The organism is Nitrososphaera sp., assembly GCF_036397675.1.
GTDB lineage: Archaea > Thermoproteota > Nitrososphaeria > Nitrososphaerales > Nitrososphaeraceae > Nitrososphaera.
In genome coordinates, this window is sequence record NZ_DASWIL010000013.1 from 1 (window position 1) to 16,775 (window position 16,775).

Below are 16,775 nucleotides of genomic sequence, written 5' to 3' on the forward strand. Positions count from 1 at the left end.
TGGGCGAGCAGCCCCACCCTTGGCTCCTGCTGCAGAACCAGGATGGGAAGAGCCGACATCGAGGTACCAAACCGCGGGGTCGATGGGAGCTCTCGCCCGCGACGAGCCTGTTATCCCTAGGGTAACTTTTCTGTCACCACCGGCCCCCAATAGTGGGGACACGATGGATCGCTAAGCCCGGCTTTCGCCTCTGTATTCCGTATCATTGGGAATGCAGTCAGACCGGCTTTTGGCTTTGCCCTCACCGGCGGAGTTCTGTCCCGCCTGAGCCGATCTTTGGGCCCCCTCGATACTTTTTCAAGGGGGTGCCGCCCCAGCCGAACTGCCCACCTGCCGATGTCCCCGTAAGAACGGGTTAGCGATACGGTAATGAATGGCTGGTGTTACAACGGCGCCTCTGCCAGCCCCGGAGGACTGACTTCGATGGCTCCCAGCTACGCTCTGCATACACAACCATACCGCAACAACAGGCTGCAGTAAAGCTCCACAGGGTCTTCTCTCCCCGACAGAGGTTCGTGGACTGTTCGTCCACGTTATGTGGCTTCACCGGGCTGCAGGCGGGGACAGTAGGGCCCTCGTTGTTCCATTCATGCACGTCGGAACTTACCCGACAAGGCATTTGGCTACCTTAAGAGAGTCAGAGTTACTCCCGGCGTTTAGCGGCCCTTAGCCCAATTGAACTCAGGTTTTAGGTACCGCCACTGGCCAGGATACAGAGGCCGTACACATCCTTTCGGACTAGCGGCCACCTGTGTTTTTATTAAACAGTCGGGACCCCCTAGTCACTGCGACCTGAAGCTCCTGCTCCTCGCAAAAGCCTCAGGCACCCCTTATACCATAGGTACAGGGCTATTTTGCCGAGTTCCCTCGCCTTACGGTATTCCCGATAGACCTTAGATTTCTAATCCAGGGCACCAGTGTCGGTTCTCGGTACGGTCGTGGAGCAATCTTCCTATTCCTGCTTTCATTGTCTCCTGGAATCAAGCGAACCCGCCTTGCGGCAGGCCACTCACCACTCGTCTAGGATCTCGCCATTACGGCACTCCCCCAGACTCGTAAGCTTGGGCAGAACGACGGTTCTGCTCGCCCTATCCTGAAGCGACAGGGTAGGTGATGACGACGCTCCACGGCGCTGGAATATTAACCAGCTTCCCATTCGGGCAACTCTGTTGAGGTTGCTCTTAGGACCGGCTAACTCCCGGCTGATGACGCATTGCCGGGAAACCCTTGCCCATTCGGTCGCCGAGATTCTCACCCGGCTATGCTGTTACTGCCACCAGGATCTGCAATAGTTAGTTCGGTCCACTGGACTTCACAGCCCAGCTTCGACCCAAACACTACGCCCACCTACCGCGCGCCGGCTTTGCCGGCGGCCTAGAGTATCGGTAGTCTGCTTTAGCCCCGTCCATTTTCAGGGCTTCCGAGCTCGGCAGGTGAGCTGTTACGCACTCTTTGAAGGGTGGCTGCTTCTGAGCCTACCTCCCTGCTGTCTTTGCTCGAAAACACCTTTTTGTTTGACACTTAGCAGACATTTGGGGACCTTAACTCTAGTCTGGGTTGTCCCCCTTTCGGTTATGAGGCTTACCCCACATAAACCCGCTTCCTGACTTCTTCGGCGCTTGTACATTCGGAGTTCGAATGGGCGGCGAGCCCTTTCGAGCCCTTACCGTCCGATCGGTGCTCTACAATACAAGCAACCTCCATCAAGACAAGACTGCGATCTACTTCGGTGGGAACTAGCGATCACCGGACTAGATTGGTTTTTGACCCCTAATCCCAGGTCTGAGGACCGATTTGCACGTCAGGACCCCTTCGGACCTCCAGCGGGCTTTCGCCCGCCTTCGTCCTGCCCAGGACTAGATCGTCCGGTTTCTAGCCTTACTGCCATGACTCAAGACCCTTTCGGATCCTCTGCCTCGCAATGCTGCGCAGATTTGGTTTCCCTTCGCCTTCCCCTCGTCAGGTTAGGCTCGCCATGACAGCAATCTCCCTGGCCCGTGTTTCTAGACGGATCATGCGACGCTGGAAGGCTTCAGTCCCTTGCGGGACCTCCACCTGGTTCCTTTTACGCCGCACACGTCTGTAACCGGTTGGTTTCAGACACTTTTCACCCCCCTTCCGGGGTACTTTTCAACTTTCCCTCACGGTACTAGTATGCTATCGGTCTTGGTGAATATTTAGCCTTGGATGCTACTTTCACCCGTAGTCACTGGCCACTGCCAAGGCCAGTTACTCTTGCTATGGCAGAATCCCGTTTCCAATCGCTTACGGGGGTATCACCCTCTGCGCCAGCACGTTCCAGAGCACTTCAGCTCAGGAAACGGCGTCCAACGCCATAGCACACCACATCCCTACCACGTTGCCGTGGCAGGTTCAGTTTGGGCTCTTCCGTTTTCGCTCGCCGCTACTAGCGGAATCTCAATTGATTTCTCTTCCTCGTCCTACTCAGATGCTTCACTTCGGACAGTTCGCCCTCCCAAGCGCAAGCAAGGGAGTGTAAAGAGAGACCTCATTCGGAAATCCCGGGATCGACGGTCGCTTGCACCTACCCCGGGCTTATCGCAGCTTGCCACGTCCTTCATCACTTACCAAGCCGAGTCATCCTCCAACCGGCGTCTTTGCACTTGTACACCGGCCAACATCTATTGCAGCCCCGGAAACTATACGCGAACGTTTCCGTAAAGCCACTTTTTTACTTCTGTCGTTGTTGTGGCGTGTTTTCTGTTTCCTATGCACGACGGTCATCGCAGGTCTCCCTGCTGCGTCCTTCACCCCGCGCTCACGCGCGGAGCTGCATCAAATTTCTAGGTCACACGTGCATACCGGGACAGCGCAGATCCTTTACACTCAAGTCGTCCGGCCGATAACTAAGGAGGTGATCCAGCCACAGGTTCCCCTACGACTACCTTGTTACGACTTCTCCCCCGTTGCTGACCCCAGGTTCGATAGCGCCAATTAGGCGCCACCTCGCCAAGAACCAACTTCGGTGAAGCGACGGGCGGTGTGTGCAAGGAGCAGGGACGTATTCACCGCGCGATGATGACACGCGGTTACTAGGGATTCCATATTCATGAGGGCGAGTTTCAGCCCTCAATCATAACTGAGGTAAGGTTTGTGGGATTGCCTCCCCCTTTCGGGATCGGAACCCGCTGTCCTTACCATTGCAGCCCGCGTGTGGCCCGAGGGTTTCGGGGCATACTGACCTGCCGTAGCCCCCTCCTTCCTCCGCCTCAGCGGCGGCGGTCCCTCTAATTAGCCCCGCTAGTCCTGAGACTAGCGGTAGCAACTAGAGGCAGGGATCTTGCTCGTTACCTGACTTAACAGGACACCTCACGGCACGAGCTGGCGACGGCCATGCACCTCCTCTCAGCTTGTCTGGTAAAGTCTTCAGCTTGACCTTCACTCTGCTGTCGCCCCCGGTAAGATTTCCGGCGTTGACTCCAATTGAACCGCAGGCTTCACCCCTTGTGGTGCTCCCCCGCCAATTCCTTTAAGTTTCAGTCTTGCGACCGTACTCCCCAGGCGGCAAACTTAACGGCTTCCCTGCGGCACTGGGTTGGCTCAAAGCCAACCCATCACCGAGTTTGCATCGTTTACAGCTGGGACTACCCGGGTATCTAATCCGGTTTGCTCCCCCAGCTTTCATCCCTCACCGTCGAGCGCGTTCTGGCAAGCCGCCTTCGCCACTGGTGGTCTTCGGTGGATCAGAGGATTTTACCCCTACCCACCGAGTACCGCTTGCCTCTCCCGCCTCCTAGCCCTGTAGTATCCCCCGCGGCCCATCTGTTGAGCAGGTGGATTTAACGGAAGACTTGCAGAACCGGCTACGGATGCTTTAGGCCCAATAATCGTCCCGACCACTCGGGGTGCTGGTATTACCGCGGCGGCTGACACCAGACTTGCCCACCCCTTATTCTACACTATTTTTAGAAGTGCCAAAAGATGCCCTTAACGGGCATCACTCAGAGTAACCCTGTCAAGCTTTCGCCTATTGCAGAGGTTTCGCGCCTGCTGCGCCCCATAGGGCCTGGGCCCTTGTCTCAGTGCCCATCTCCGGGCTCCTCCTCTCAGAGCCCGTACCGGTTACAGGTTTGGTGGGCCATTACCTCACCAACAGCCTGATCGGCCGCAGTCCAATCCAGGGGCCATATAGGTTTTAGCCATGATCCATTCCAGAAATCTTGGCCTATCGCGGTTTATCCTCAGTTTCCCGAGGTTATCCACGTCCCCTGGGCATGTTGACTACGTGTTACTGAGCCGTGTGCCACGCATTGCTGCGTTAACTCGCATGGCTTAGTCCCACTCTGATAGCAGTCGGGTCCGGCAGGATCAACCGGAGTCAATCCATTTTTTTCGTTAAAGAGTACGGCCGGACAACTTGGTAATTGTGCGGATCGCTACTGTCGTTACGGGTTTGCACGTTTGACCTATGTCGGATCCAATGTTTACATCGAATCTCCATGATATGAGCGCAACTGGAGGTCAGTGAATCATAAAATGGCACAATGCCAACATCATCACCGACGCCGCCTAATGTTACGTTCGTTCCTCTTCTTTCCAGTCCAGCGATATAAATCTTTTCAAGCTAGCGTAGACCGTGAGACAACACTTGAATACTGCCCGCAGAACTTGCCGTATCTTGTGTTAGCTCTGGTAAAGGAAAGCTCGCTAATAAAGTCTTTGATACTTAGCAGTTAAACCAAAAGAATATCTCGTTTTTCGCGAGGGGTTAGTTTTCCCAACTGTTAACGATTATCATAGAGGCGAAATTTTAGGGGTAAGAAAAACTGACTATTGCTGGCGATTCGATGTTCATTCAAATTACAGTATAGGTGTGTTTGAAGGCTGGATATGGAACATCTCGAATATCCGTGAATGATACTTCGATGCTCAATTCATCTCCAACCTTTACATCGTAAACGTTCCAATAAAACAGGTTATCGACCTCGATGATGTTTGTCTTGAAATGAGGTTTTGCTTCGAGTCCCCTTCCATCCTTTGTTCTCACCAACACCGTGGGTTTTTTTGCATGTCCGTAGCCAACATTTTTCACTGAAAATGTCGAATACTTGCCTCCGCCATCACTCAGAGGTTGAGCGCCATTGAAGGTCAAAGATGGCATAGTCTGTAAAGCCTCGGATGCCCTGATGGAAGCCTGTGTTAGTTGTGTAACCGCACGAGTATTCTTGGCAAGGTAGAAAGTTGCAACGGCTAACGCAACAGTGGCAGAAGCGAGTATACCAGAAAATATCTGCTCTATTAGTTCGGCCATTATTCAAAGTATTAAGAAAGCGACATAAAAAGAAGGGTTAGCGGTCGCCCCTTCATCGTTAGTGATTTGCAACATGGCTGTGTATCTTTATATCCTGCACGGAAGAATTGGCGCATATGAAGGTGGGATTATTCTTGGGTGCGGGTGCTTCAAAACCTTTTGATAAACCTACCACCGCCGAATTACAAAGTAAACTCATTGGGCGTTCTGACGACTTAAACGATGAAATTCTCCAATCATTCCTGCTGACTTATGCAACCAAGGACATCGAGTATGTGTTGGAGGCTCTGAAGGATATTCGAAAGTTTTCCGAAAGCATTGGAGGGAAGTATTTCTTCGAGAAAGGCAAAAACGGAATGTTTTCATTCAATCGCGGAGGAGTGCCATTCGATTCCTTTGTGGAAAACGTCAAAATCGTTGAGAAAAAGGTCGAAGAGGCGGTATACAAGAATTATCGATGGAATCGCCACTTTAACGATGCGTTAGTGAAAATCTACAATGATATCTTCGGGTATCTTAGGGCATTCAACGAAATTAACGTCTTCACAACAAACTATGACCGAGCGATTGAAACATACTGTCACCTTTCAGAAGATAATTATCGCCTTTTCGATGGATTCTGGCGCAAACGGCCAGAGAATGAATTTAGCATCTGGAAAGACTATTTCGACGACCCAATTGTAAGCGGAGACAATAGAACAAGTTTAAGACTGTATAAACTTCATGGGTCACTAAACTGGAAACAACTTTCTGATGGCACGATAGTTAAGACAATCGAGGAAAGCAAGCCTTCTGATACCAATTTCTCTCGAAACATGGTAATTATGCCTACACGTTCACCTAAGGATGAAGAGGAGGAAGAGCCGTTCAGGACACTTAAAGGAAGATTCAGAAAGTTTATGGCTTCTGCGAATGCGTGCGTGGTTATCGGCTTTTCATTTAGGGACAACTTGAATGACATATTCAAGGACTATGTTAACCGAGGCAAGACCCTGATTATCATATCACCTACGGCTATACGTGATTTTATGGTGAATGTGATAGGTGAAAAGGAAGATGGAGACCATTTACCAAGTATAGTAAATAATGACATTCAGGTGTTAGACGTTGCAGGTTCAGATAATCCGCATATCTTCCTATATCGCAAAGAGTTGAAAGCAGACAATAGCGCCCAACTAGTAGATACGTGGAAAAGTGTTATTGCGAATATCCAGAAAGACAAGAAAGGATAACAGTCGTTTCGGCTGTAACATCAGAGAAATATCCTAGTGGCTCTATCATACGTCCTTCGTCACTGGTGCCATCGCTTGCAACCATCGGCGCATTCTGGGAACCCTGGAACGTGGTCGGAGAACATGCAGTCCATGTAGTTTCTAATAATAAATTTCCTGCGCCTACCGTTTGGCAATTTGATGTATCGCACCACCATGAATAATAGAGATGTTTAGAGATATTAAAACGGCCATACAAGAAATATAGTATTACTTACCTCTTCTGCGTCGTCTACCGTCTTCGGCTCCTCAATTGGCTTGTGGTCACCTTCTCACCTAGTAACACGTCCCTGCAATCGGCACAGGTTAGAAGTCGGTCTAATATCCGTCCCTTTGCGATAGATTTACATTTCTAGCAAATTTTGTTGCAAATTTCAATTCCTACAAAGTCTAAATACCGTCACGGGGCAAGTTTGCTTATGCATGATAACGCTCATTCCGGTAAACCAAACAGGCTTGCAAACGAGACGAGCCCCTACCTGCTCCAGCACGCCTACAACCCTGTCGACTGGTACTCGTGGGGGGACGAAGCTTTGCAGCGCGCCAAAAAAGAAGACAAACCCATTTTCTTGAGCATCGGGTATTCCGCGTGCCACTGGTGCCACGTGATGGCCCACGAGTCGTTTGAGGACGAGGAGACTGCAAAAATTATGAACGACCACTTCGTCAACATAAAAGTAGATCGGGAAGAGCGCCCCGACATCGACGACATTTACCAGCGCGCCTGCCAGCTTTCAAGCGGGCAGGGAGGCTGGCCCCTTTCGGTTTTCATGACGCCGGACCACAAGCCATTCTACGTCGGCACATATTTTCCAAAGGACGGCCGGCATTATGGCCTGCCGGGATTCCAGACAATATTGAAACAGCTGGCAGAAGCGTACAAGAGCAAAAAGAGCGAGATAGAGGTGGCGTCTGAAGAGTTCATGAGCGCGCTCTCGCAGACGGCAAGAGACGTTGCCCCGCCCGGCGCCGGGGCAAATGGAGGAATTGAGCGCTCCGTCTTGGACGAGGCAGGAGTCGGGCTGTTGCAGATGGGCGACACCATATATGGCGGGTTCGGCCAGGCGCCCAAGTTCCCGAACTCCTCCAACCTGCTGTTTTTGCTAAGATACTACGACATTTCCGGCATTGCGCGCTTTCGCGACTTTGTGATATTTACGGCAGACAAGATGGCGCAGGGGGGGATACACGACCAGCTTGGCGGCGGCTTTGCCCGGTACGCAACCGACCAGAAGTGGCTCGTGCCGCACTTTGAAAAGATGCTGTACGACAACGCGCTATTGGCGCAGCTATATTCAGAACTGTACCAGATTACAAAAGACGAGCGCTACCTTGCCACCGTGAGAAAGACGCTTGACTTTATTATCCGGGAGCTGACGTATCCCGAGGGCGGCTTTTATTCGGCGCTTGATGCTGACTCGGAAGGAGAGGAGGGCAAGTTCTACCTCTGGACAAAGAAAGAGATCCGCGAGATCCTGAAGGATCCGTCAGCAATAGACGCCCTTTGCGAGTACTATGGCGTGACGGAAGGTGGCAATTTCGAGTTCAAGAACATACTGAATGTGCGGTCCTCGCTTGACGGCATGGCCAAGCGCGCCGGCAAAAAGGCTGAAGAGATCAAGAGGATTATCGACGATGCCGCTGCAAGACTGCTTGCAGAAAGGGAAAAGCGCTTCAGGCCGGGCAGGGACGAAAAAGTGCTCACGTCGTGGAACGGACTCATGATCTCGGGATTTGCAAAAGGCTACGCTGTGACGGGCGACGAGAAATATCTGAATGCGGCGAGAAAAGCAGTCAGATTTATTGAGGCCAAACTGGCGTCGCCTGAAGGCAGGTTGATGCGCACGTTCAAGGACGGCCAGTCAAAACTGAACGCGTACCTGGACGACTATGCATTTTACGCCAGCGCTCTTCTAGACCTGTTTGCAGTCGAGTCAAGGCTCGAGTACCTTGACAAGGCGGCCAAATACATGGATTACATGCTTGCGCACTTTTGGGATGAAAAGGAAGGCAACTTGTTCTTCACTTCCGACGACCACGAGCAGCTCATAGTCAGAACAAAGAACTTTTACGACCTTGCGATACCCTCCGGAAACTCTGTCGCAGCGTCAAACCTTCTGCGGTTGTATCATTACGCGCAGAACGCCGGTTACCTCGAAAAGGCGACGCGGATAATGAAGTCGGGGGCAAAGCCTGCGGCCGAAAACCCGTTTGGCTTTGGGCAGCTCTTGATGGCGATATACCTCTACGTGAAAAAGCCGGTCGAAGTCATTGTTATCAATAGGGGGGAGATGTCAAAGTGGATAAACAGCATTTTCCTGCCCGACGGAATAACCGCGATCGTCGCGGAAAGCGACCTGCCCGCTCTGGAAAAGTACGCGTTCTTCAAGGGTAGGAACGCGGAGGGAGGCGAGACCGCGTTTGTCTGCCGCAATTTTGCCTGCTCACTTCCCATAAAATCGCAGCAAGAGCTTGAGCGCCAGCTTGGTGTCAAACCTTCTTGATGTCAATTGTCAGCACTTCGCCAACCCTGGGGCTGCCGAGCTTTTCGTAGCGGCGCTTTGGCGTTGTCATCTGGATCATAGTCCGCGAGTAGCTCCGAATGACTGTCTGCGGTTGGGAGCGCAAGATGGCCTCCAGTATCGGCTTGACCTGCTCCTTGACCTCCTTGTCTGTTATGGCCCTGTCGACGGCTTCGAGCATCATCTGCTGCTGCGAGACTGCCTCCAGCTCGACATCTTCAGCCAGCGTGAGGGTGACGCTTGTGCCCGTGTCAGTCATCTGGGTTATCTTGAATCTTGCAGAGTCGTCCTGCATGGCATCTTGGTGTGCACGGCCATTACTAAATCAATCCCTGAACAGCTCTTCCTCTTCAAGCTGGCCTTCCTTCCACAACAGGTAGACGAGGACGCCGGCGCTTGCCGAAAAAACGACGATGTTGACCAGCAGTATGGACAGGTCCACGCGCACGTTCATGACGTACAGCCTGACAAACGCGTAGGCGATGGCCCCTATCATAGCCGCAATTGCGCCTGCTATGCCGTAGCGGATGGTCATTCTGTCCACTATCAATGCTTGTAGAGTCATGCGTATAACTTTTAACGGCAGGCCTGCCTTAGACTACCATATGCAGCTGGTCAAAAAACTCGAGATAAAGTCAAGGGAAAAGATTATCGAGTTTCTAAACAGCCAGCCGGCGGGCCGGATCGCGTCGATAGACAGAAACGGCTACCCTCAGGTCATACCCATGAACTTTGTATGGGCCGACGGGGCGATATACATGCACTCGCACCCCGCAGGCGAAAAGTTGGACAACATGCTGCGCAACCCGCAGGTTGGCTTTGAAGTCGACCAGCACGTTTGCTTCCTACCGTCATACTATTTCCACCCGACCGACGCGTCGCAGGCAGATACGCTCTACATAAGCGTCGTGATAAAGGGCACTGCGTCGCTTGTCAGGGATAACGGCGAGAAGGCCCGGGCGCTCAACGCTCTAATGGAAAAGTACCAGAAGGAAGGGGGGTACGAGCAGCTCGCGCCGGAAATGCCTGTCCTCCAGGAGGTGGCAGTCATAAAAGTGGTGCCGGACGAGATGCGGGGTAAGTACAAGGTGGGCCAGCACTGGTCAAGGCCATACAGGCTAAAGATGGCGCAGAACATCATCGATCGGGAAGGGCTGGAGAACGCAAAGCCGGTCCTTGCCATCATGGGCGTCGTTTTCAAAGACGGCAGGCTAGAGCTAGAAAGCGACCCCGAGATGTGAAAATGAATGACCTGCATAATCCACCCTGACTTTTTCGACGACAACTGCGAAATGTGCCGCCAAGAGTACCTGGAGATGAAAAAGGCCGGCGAGCCGGCCCCGGCCAAGGAAAAGAGGTACAAAGAGTTCACTGAAGAGAGGGCGAAAAAGCTCTACGAAGAGATACTCTTGCAGTACCTGAAAAGCGGGCTTGGGGACGCCGAGGCCGCTGGCAAGGCCCAAGCGGTGGTGCGCAAGCAGTGCGACATAAGGGGTATCCCACACTGGCCCTGGCTCTAGGCAGCCAGCTTTTTGCGCTTGCTGCCCTGTGGGTAGATCGTCTGCCCGACATCCTTGTACATCTTCAAAAAGTACTTGCCCTTTTCAGTCGTGTGGTACTCCCTTTCCTTTTCAGAATATTGCAACAGACCGCTGTCCGTCAACAGTTGCAGGTATTCCTTCAACTGGGGGAATGAGAGAAAGGCACTGTACATTATCCGGGTCTTTATAGCCCCGCCGAGTGCGACATCCAGCATGGCAGCCGCGATGTCCATTCTGCTTCTGTACTTCACGGGACAATATTCACACGCATCAGATAAATATGTGCTCTAATAAAAAACCGGAAGAAAGCTCTATTCTACTCTACGTCTACCTTTTCCTTGCGGTCGCGACCTGACTTTTCCGGTTCGTCAAGCTTTTTCAGCTCTGACAGCAGGAACTGGCGGTACTTGCTGCGGTCGTCCCTGCTCATTGCGCCTAGGTTCGAGCTGAGCGTCGTCCCGATGGTTATTACCCTGTCCACCAAGTCCGTTGCGACTGCCGCGCCCATATTTCCGATGCGTAGGATTACGTCAAGCTGCTTGTGGATGATGCCATTGAGCGATTCTAGGTCTCTTATGATGGCAAGGCCTTTCTTTGTTATGGAATACCGCCCGTCGTCGTTTTCCACCGCGAGACCGTCGTCGAGTAGCCTGCCGAGCAGGGGATAGATTAGGCCTGGCGACGGCTTCCAGCGCCCTTCAGTCTGCGCTATCGCCTTGTCGATTATCTCCTTACCTGTCATCGGCTTTTCCTTCAACAGTGCCAGTATGTAGTGGCGTGAAAAGCCCCTTGGTATGGAGCTTCCGACACGTGCAAGCCATTCACTTATCATATCACTAGTAATATCACTAGCGAATATAAGCGTATCGCTAGTGATAGTGCTGTTGCAAACTAGAGAGTTAGGAAAGGCTGTTGCGTCCCGGTGTCCTCTATGTCGATTAGTTTTTACCGAGAGCATCTTCCCGTTAGGTTTATTTCCCGAACGCCCGTTGCTTTGCACTGGCTATGGCATTAGCCCGGGCGCGAGCCTGAACCGCCCTTTTGAAAAGGTGCTGATAATGTCTACCAATGGAGGATGGTGGGCAAAAATAAAAGGAATAGAAATTGCGTTTCTTGCGGTAGGAGCTATAGCCGGCGCATTATTGCGCTATAAGCTAGCCGAATCGCAGCTGATTGCTGACACACTCCCCGGAAGCGTGCTGGCAGCAAACGTCATCGGAAGTTTCATACTCGGGATCTTTTCCATATTGTTCGTGGCATGGAACCTGGACTCGCGCTACTCGCTTCTGGCAGCCGTGGGGTTCTGCGGCTCGCTCACGACGATGTCGTCGTTTGCCCTTGAGACTGTCAACCTCGCAGACAACAGGCAGTTTGGAAGCATGGCGATAAACATACTTGCAAACGTTGGCCTGTCGATAGGCGCAATAGTTGGTGGCAGGTCCCTTGCAACAGTCATCCTGAAGGGGGGGCTCCAGTGATGGTGGCAAGAAAGATGCTTGCACTTGCAATCCGGATAAAGAAGAACGATAACTTTGAAGGCAAGCGCCTCGAAAGGGCTCTCTTGGATCTTTTCGTCCGGTCCGGCATCACCGGCGCGACCGTGTGGGCAGGAGTCGACGGCTTTGGTAAGCGGGGCCGGTCAAAGGTCCAGATGGAGGGGATAACCTTCAACATGCCACTCATCATAGAGGTTATCGAGGAGCGTGAAAAGCTCGAACCGCTTCTGGTCGAAATCAAGAACATGGTGAACGACAACGGCCTTGTGACCGTCCATCAGGTCGACGTGTTCTGATACGTGGGCAGCGAATTTCCAGAATTTATATGTATTGATTAAGGTACCTGTAGTATAGTTATAGATAATCTAAATATGGATGATATTTGTAATCAGTTTTAGTAAAAGGCGTAAATATTACATTCGTGCATATTTAGCCGTGCTGCGACGGTCGTCCACTGTAAGGAAGGTTGTGGAAAGCGGGAAGCGATACGGCGCACTGCTCGGTTCTGGTGCCGCCTCGGGACTAATAGCATCGCTTGCGCTCAGCGCCCTGATACTTTTGGCCGAGCGGGTCGCCGGGCTTCCTGTGGGCGCGTTCTACCTCGTGCTACTTGCGGCGATAACCCAGAGCGCGGATTACAGCATGTATGCAATAGCGCAGGGGCTACTGCTCCACCTGGCTGCAGGAACGTTCATAGGGCTGGTCATATCTGCGCCGTTTGCAGCGTCACGCAGGGCGTACTCTGCGCTCTTACGGTTTGCGCCCGGCCTGGGCCTTGCAGCAGGAGCCACTATCTGGCTCGCGCTCTTTGTTCCTGTTACCTTTGGCGCGATGATACCACTTTTGCAGTCCCTTGACAGCCAATCCGTGATAAGCCAGCGGGCGCCGGTGGGCAACCTGTTCCAGGTGGCAGTGGGAGACCTCTTGGCAATGATGGATCGCGTTCTTTACACAGCGCTTGCGTTTAACATGTTTTATGGGCTCGTCACGCTCATCCTTACAAGGTCGTTTGTAGGGGCGCTGATTGGCAGAAAGAAGCAGGTAATTTTATAAAGCCAACCGGAGCACCTTTCGCGCATGAGGCAGAGGCGCATCCTTAAGAACCGCCGGCGGGTGGGCGAGGCCATAATGATTGCAAGCGGAGTAGGCGTCGCAGTGCTCGGGCTTGCGATGAACGTCCCGCCTGTCTCTTTTGGGGGCCTCTGCATACTGGGCCTTGGAATATTCTCAGTATTCTGGAGATAGGCCGATGAACAAGAATATTATGATAGCCAAGATAGCAGGCATAGTTGATGCCGCCTCTGCGGACGTCGCCTGTGCTGCAAATCCCGTGCCTACCTGCGATCTGCCTTCCAGCAGGTCTTGGACCCGCTAGCCTAGCGCGTGACTTTATAGCGCCTGCCTGAAAGTTCTGCCAGGCTTTCTGACACCTGCCACAGCAGTGAATCGACTTCGGCGTTTTTTTCGCCTATCTGACGCTTTTTTTGCTCTGTGTCCTGCCTGTTGCGCTCTATCTCTTGCTCAAGGACCGATACCTTTTCTTCATGATCGGAGGCGCGCCTTGCAGCCTCTGTGTCTTGCCGCGCCAGGTCTGACATCTCTTTTGCAATCTCTCTTGCAGTTTCATGAAGCCCTGGGAGCGACGAGTGGATGGAGTCCAGGTTCTGCAGGATCTTGTCAGAGTCTTTCAGCTGAACTTGACCCGAGCCAACCGACCTGCTTATCTCATGCAAGAGCGCCAAATACTGCGGCAGGTCCTCGCCAAACATGTTCCACGGCTCTGAGGACATGACCTGTAGCCGCCTCTCGGTCTCTTTTGACACGTTGTAAGAATATTTCGTCAGCGCCCTGGAAACGTGGGAGAACATTTCTGACAACTCGCCCCGGAACTCCTCCTGGCGCTTTCTGGCGCCGGCTATTCGTTCATTTGCTTCCTGCGCGCGGGCAAACTCGGCTGACCCCTTTACTGCTGCTAGCTCCTGCCTTGCTTTTTCCAGCTCTGCCGCATGCGCCACCAGTATCTCTTCGATGGATTGCGACGAGGCTTCGTCGGCCTTGATGGAGGCCATCTTCTGGGTTATGGTGTTGATCGTGGCTGCGCACCGGACGGCCGGCGCCCTCTCCTGCTCAAAGAGTGCAAAGATTGATTTCGCCTCCTTTTGCAGGTCCTCCAGCTTGTTAAAGCCGGCCCTCATCTTGTCCGCGTGCTTTTTCAGGAAATAGTTGAGCATCTTGCTGTGTGAGCCGCTGACCTCGCCCATGCGGTTCAGGATGGAGTCAAGCCTCTCGCGGAACTTTCTTGCGTCGCCTGCTGATTTCACGGGTACAAGCTCTACAGAAGCCTCTCTCCTGAGAGTCGACACGACCGTCCTCCTCGCAGTCTCGACCGTGGACCCGAACCTCTTTTCGAGTTCTTCAAGCTTGATCTTTTCCTTCTCCATCTCGTCAGCTATCGAGCCGAGGGTGGCAAGCACACCTTCGGCGGACTGGCGCAAGGGCTCAAACCTGCCGGCAAGCCATTGGACCTTTACTGACTCCTGCTCCTGAAGTAGCGACTGCACCTGGGGAATTGAAAGCGATTCTGCCTCCGGAGCCACGACTGCCGGCTTGGTCCTCTCCTCTGCTTTCTCTTTCTTTTTGAAAAACCCGAAAGGGGGAACCACGTGGTATTGGGCGAATCCGTCACAAAAAACTGTTGCGATCCGAGAAAATGCTTAAGGCGCAGCGTGAGGTATATTGGTCATGGCTGCAGGCGCGCCTGCTCCTGCAAGGGGGGCCATCCACGCGGCGAAAAGGTGGATGGGCAGGCATGAGACTACCCTGCTCATCGCAAACGCGGCCGTCCTGGGGTTCCTGTTTTTCCTACACCTGATTGACCCCGCGGCAGTCCCGCTATCTGCGAACCTTGTCAACGTCACTGCCATAGCGCTCGTCGGCTTTCTCTTTTTCACGATTGCCTGGAAGGGGCTGGTTCCCGCAGCTATATGCGCCCTAGGAGTTGTACTATTACATAACGCCATCATTCTGCCCTACTACCCTCCCGGCGAAGGAGCCTTCTCACAACTGCTCCCGAACGAACGGAGCGGAGTAAGAAGCCCGGAAGAAGCCGCCGGGGTCGCAGTCACAATGCACTTTCTGCTTGGCATCGGCATGGTGGCCCTGAGCATGGTTATAGCCCACGCGCCGAAACTCCTCTTTGCCCGCAACAGGCCAGAAGAGAAGGAATCGGTCTGGTCGAAATATCCCATTTGGTACGACAACGTCAAGCTGGTAGGGCGCTATTCGGAGCCGATGGTACAGGCCAGAAGCCTGATGGAAGACCGCGACCGCTACTTGCTCTGGCGATACGAGTACGTCCTGGCAAGTATCTATGGCACACCGCACCTAGTAAGGCCTGACGGTCTGGTGCCTGAAAAGAGCACGGAATTTATCCGCGACCGCGAGAGCGGGCTCCTTATGGGCATGGGCAGGTACGACAGCTACTTTGTGTGAATCTTCTTATGGGGTCTGTCTGTCCTACAAGCTGGTGCTGGCGCATGCGGCGACGCAGATAGAGCAGAACCTAGGAGTCGACTACTACGCCGCCACGGAAGAACTTTACCATTACATGCGCCGCCACGTTGAATCCGAACAAGAACTGGAAAGACTGGTTTCTTCATTTCTTGGGAGGGCAAAAAAGTGAAGGAAAAGGCGCAATCATTTGAGCTTGACTACCTGCTGTCAAAGATAGGCGACGACGAATATTTCCACGACTTTCTGCGCGTCCGACGCCTTGAGGCAGGGGTGCTCCGCCTGCGTCCCGGCGAGGAGGACACACAGACCCCCCACGACGCGGACGAACTCTACTACGTTGTGCAGGGCAGCGGCTACCTTGAGGTCGGGAGCGAGCGCAAGACTATAATGAAAGGATCCATAGTATTCGTACCTGCAAAGATGCCCCACCACTTTTACGGTAACAGGAACCTGCTCGTCGTGCTCTACATCTTTGCGGAATAGGTATAAATCAGCCCCTGCCTGCATGGAAGTAGAACGATATGCCGATTACCGACGCGACAAAGAAACAGATAGCCCAGCACCGCCGGCTGTACTTCAAGATCTGCTTCCGGTGCGGTGGCAAGAACCCGATTTCTGCGCTGCGTTGCAGGAAGTGCCACAGCAGCCAGATGAGGCTCAAGAACAGGACACTTGGCGCCAAGAAGTAAGGTCAGACCAATCTTTTCACTTTGCGAGAAGCATTTTAGGTCGTTTTGTTTATTACAAGCTAACTCATGAAAGCGCTTGCTATCGTCGGTCTAGTGCTTGTAGCATCAGTCGTATTGTTAGCGTACTTGAGTATCGAGGATTACAAACAGCATTTTGCATATCAAACAGAAGCCAACGAAGAAGCGAACGAATGCGCTGAACTGAATTGCTTTGGCATGGGGTTAGATGCCCTAGATGCAAAGTTGTATTATCAACAATCTATGTACGAACTGTTTGTCGGCATGACGCTAGGCTCTGTCGGCTTGATTTTCTTGGGCCTGAACATCCGTGATTTGGCGAAGCCTGCAGAATAGTTGACAAGATAGAATGGATGGGGAGAGATTCGAACTCTCGACCACCTGTGTGTGAGACAGGTATCCTAACCAGACTAGACTACCCATCCGTCGGTCTTGCTTGCGATTGACCGATAA

The 16,775-nt window shown here is 52.8% G+C and carries 20 protein-coding genes, 1 tRNA gene, 2 rRNA genes and 1 riboswitch; of the genes, 14 read left to right on the top strand and 9 right to left on the bottom strand.

What is annotated here, in order from left to right; all coding sequences use genetic code 11:
- From VGA14_RS02345 to VGA14_RS02355, 3 genes are all read right to left on the bottom strand, one after another.
- A 23S ribosomal RNA gene (locus tag VGA14_RS02345) occupies positions 1 to 2,630 on the bottom strand; the annotation flags it as partial.
- A 240-nt stretch (positions 2,631 to 2,870) separates the two neighbouring features.
- Positions 2,871 to 4,340, bottom strand: a 16S ribosomal RNA gene (locus tag VGA14_RS02350).
- A 476-nt stretch (positions 4,341 to 4,816) separates the two neighbouring features.
- Positions 4,817 to 5,272 carry a hypothetical protein gene (locus tag VGA14_RS02355; RefSeq protein WP_331002137.1) on the bottom strand — a complete coding sequence of 152 codons (456 nt, stop codon included), beginning with the start codon at positions 5,270 to 5,272 and terminating at the stop codon, positions 4,817 to 4,819.
- Between the two features lie 116 nt (positions 5,273 to 5,388).
- On the opposite strand from VGA14_RS02355, the gene VGA14_RS02360 reads away from it, so the two are divergent.
- A complete protein-coding gene (locus tag VGA14_RS02360) occupies positions 5,389 to 6,504 on the top strand; it encodes an SIR2 family protein (protein WP_331002138.1) in 1,116 nt (371 codons plus the stop codon).
- A gap of 458 nt (positions 6,505 to 6,962) precedes the next feature.
- The gene (locus VGA14_RS02365) at positions 6,963 to 9,047 is read left to right on the top strand and encodes a thioredoxin domain-containing protein (protein ID WP_331002139.1); all 2,085 of its coding nucleotides are present in this window, start codon (positions 6,963 to 6,965) and stop codon (positions 9,045 to 9,047) included.
- Here VGA14_RS02365 and VGA14_RS02370 read toward each other — a convergent pair.
- Both VGA14_RS02370 and VGA14_RS02375 read right to left on the bottom strand, forming a co-directional pair.
- A complete protein-coding gene (locus VGA14_RS02370; protein ID WP_331002140.1) occupies positions 9,034 to 9,360 on the bottom strand; it encodes a hypothetical protein in 327 nt (108 codons plus the stop codon). The genes VGA14_RS02365 and VGA14_RS02370 overlap by 14 nt on opposite strands.
- 30 nt (positions 9,361 to 9,390) lie before the next feature.
- Complete coding sequence (locus VGA14_RS02375; RefSeq protein ID WP_331002141.1) at positions 9,391 to 9,615, bottom strand: hypothetical protein; 225 nt, start codon at positions 9,613 to 9,615, stop codon at positions 9,391 to 9,393.
- A gap of 55 nt (positions 9,616 to 9,670) precedes the next feature.
- Between VGA14_RS02375 and VGA14_RS02380 the strand changes: the two genes are divergently transcribed.
- Both VGA14_RS02380 and VGA14_RS02385 read left to right on the top strand, forming a co-directional pair.
- Positions 9,671 to 10,306 carry a pyridoxamine 5'-phosphate oxidase family protein gene (locus tag VGA14_RS02380; protein ID WP_331002142.1) on the top strand — a complete coding sequence of 212 codons (636 nt, stop codon included), beginning with the start codon at positions 9,671 to 9,673 and terminating at the stop codon, positions 10,304 to 10,306.
- Positions 10,307 to 10,312: 6 nt separating this feature from the next.
- Positions 10,313 to 10,585, top strand: a complete 273-nt coding sequence (locus VGA14_RS02385; RefSeq protein ID WP_331002143.1) for a hypothetical protein — start codon at positions 10,313 to 10,315, stop codon at positions 10,583 to 10,585.
- Here the strand turns inward: VGA14_RS02385 and VGA14_RS02390 are convergent.
- Complete coding sequence (locus tag VGA14_RS02390; protein ID WP_331002144.1) at positions 10,582 to 10,857, bottom strand: winged helix-turn-helix domain-containing protein; 276 nt, start codon at positions 10,855 to 10,857, stop codon at positions 10,582 to 10,584. The genes VGA14_RS02385 and VGA14_RS02390 overlap by 4 nt on opposite strands.
- A 65-nt stretch (positions 10,858 to 10,922) precedes the next feature.
- Positions 10,923 to 11,438, bottom strand: coding sequence for a PadR family transcriptional regulator (locus VGA14_RS02395; protein WP_331002145.1), 516 nt, complete (start codon positions 11,436 to 11,438; stop codon positions 10,923 to 10,925).
- 160 nt (positions 11,439 to 11,598) lie between these two features.
- Positions 11,599 to 11,678: riboswitch (Fluoride riboswitch) on the top strand.
- Here VGA14_RS02395 and crcB point away from each other — a divergent pair.
- The 5 genes from crcB to VGA14_RS02420 all read left to right on the top strand — a co-directional run bounded on the left by crcB (position 11,665) and on the right by VGA14_RS02420 (position 13,477).
- On the top strand, positions 11,665 to 12,084 hold the full coding sequence (crcB, locus tag VGA14_RS02400; protein WP_331002146.1) for a fluoride efflux transporter CrcB: 420 nt from the start codon (positions 11,665 to 11,667) through the stop codon (positions 12,082 to 12,084). It overlaps the preceding riboswitch by 14 nt.
- On the top strand, positions 12,084 to 12,398 hold the full coding sequence (locus tag VGA14_RS02405; protein ID WP_331002147.1) for a DUF190 domain-containing protein: 315 nt from the start codon (positions 12,084 to 12,086) through the stop codon (positions 12,396 to 12,398). Before crcB ends, VGA14_RS02405 begins: the two co-directional genes overlap by 1 nt.
- Before the next feature lie 139 nt (positions 12,399 to 12,537).
- A complete protein-coding gene (locus tag VGA14_RS02410) occupies positions 12,538 to 13,155 on the top strand; it encodes a hypothetical protein (RefSeq protein WP_331002148.1) in 618 nt (205 codons plus the stop codon).
- 24 nt (positions 13,156 to 13,179) lie between these two features.
- Positions 13,180 to 13,347, top strand: coding sequence for a hypothetical protein (locus VGA14_RS02415; protein ID WP_331002149.1), 168 nt, complete (start codon positions 13,180 to 13,182; stop codon positions 13,345 to 13,347).
- Between the two features lie 4 nt (positions 13,348 to 13,351).
- Complete coding sequence (locus VGA14_RS02420) at positions 13,352 to 13,477, top strand: hypothetical protein (RefSeq protein WP_331002150.1); 126 nt, start codon at positions 13,352 to 13,354, stop codon at positions 13,475 to 13,477.
- Between the two features lies 1 nt (position 13,478).
- Here the strand turns inward: VGA14_RS02420 and VGA14_RS02425 are convergent, their stop codons facing one another.
- Positions 13,479 to 14,765, bottom strand: a complete 1,287-nt coding sequence (locus VGA14_RS02425; protein ID WP_331002151.1) for a hypothetical protein — start codon at positions 14,763 to 14,765, stop codon at positions 13,479 to 13,481.
- A 79-nt stretch (positions 14,766 to 14,844) separates the two neighbouring features.
- Between VGA14_RS02425 and VGA14_RS02430 the strand changes: the two genes are divergently transcribed.
- The 5 genes from VGA14_RS02430 (at position 14,845) to VGA14_RS02450 (ending at position 16,658) form a co-directional block, all read left to right on the top strand.
- Entirely contained in the window at positions 14,845 to 15,594 is a 750-nt protein-coding gene (locus VGA14_RS02430; RefSeq protein ID WP_331002152.1) for a hypothetical protein, read from the top strand.
- A gap of 34 nt (positions 15,595 to 15,628) precedes the next feature.
- Entirely contained in the window at positions 15,629 to 15,784 is a 156-nt protein-coding gene (locus VGA14_RS02435; protein WP_331002153.1) for a hypothetical protein, read from the top strand.
- The gene (locus tag VGA14_RS02440) at positions 15,781 to 16,098 is read left to right on the top strand and encodes a cupin domain-containing protein (protein ID WP_331002154.1); all 318 of its coding nucleotides are present in this window, start codon (positions 15,781 to 15,783) and stop codon (positions 16,096 to 16,098) included. The genes VGA14_RS02435 and VGA14_RS02440 overlap by 4 nt, the downstream gene beginning before the upstream one ends.
- 38 nt (positions 16,099 to 16,136) lie before the next feature.
- Complete coding sequence (locus VGA14_RS02445) at positions 16,137 to 16,304, top strand: 50S ribosomal protein L40e (protein WP_331002155.1); 168 nt, start codon at positions 16,137 to 16,139, stop codon at positions 16,302 to 16,304.
- A gap of 66 nt (positions 16,305 to 16,370) precedes the next feature.
- Positions 16,371 to 16,658 (top strand): hypothetical protein, encoded by a 288-nt coding sequence (locus VGA14_RS02450; protein ID WP_331002156.1) that lies wholly within the window; start codon positions 16,371 to 16,373, stop codon positions 16,656 to 16,658.
- A 14-nt stretch (positions 16,659 to 16,672) separates the two neighbouring features.
- Here VGA14_RS02450 and VGA14_RS02455 read toward each other — a convergent pair.
- Positions 16,673 to 16,747 (bottom strand) — tRNA-Val (locus VGA14_RS02455).
- Between the last annotated feature and the right edge of the window lie 28 nt (positions 16,748 to 16,775).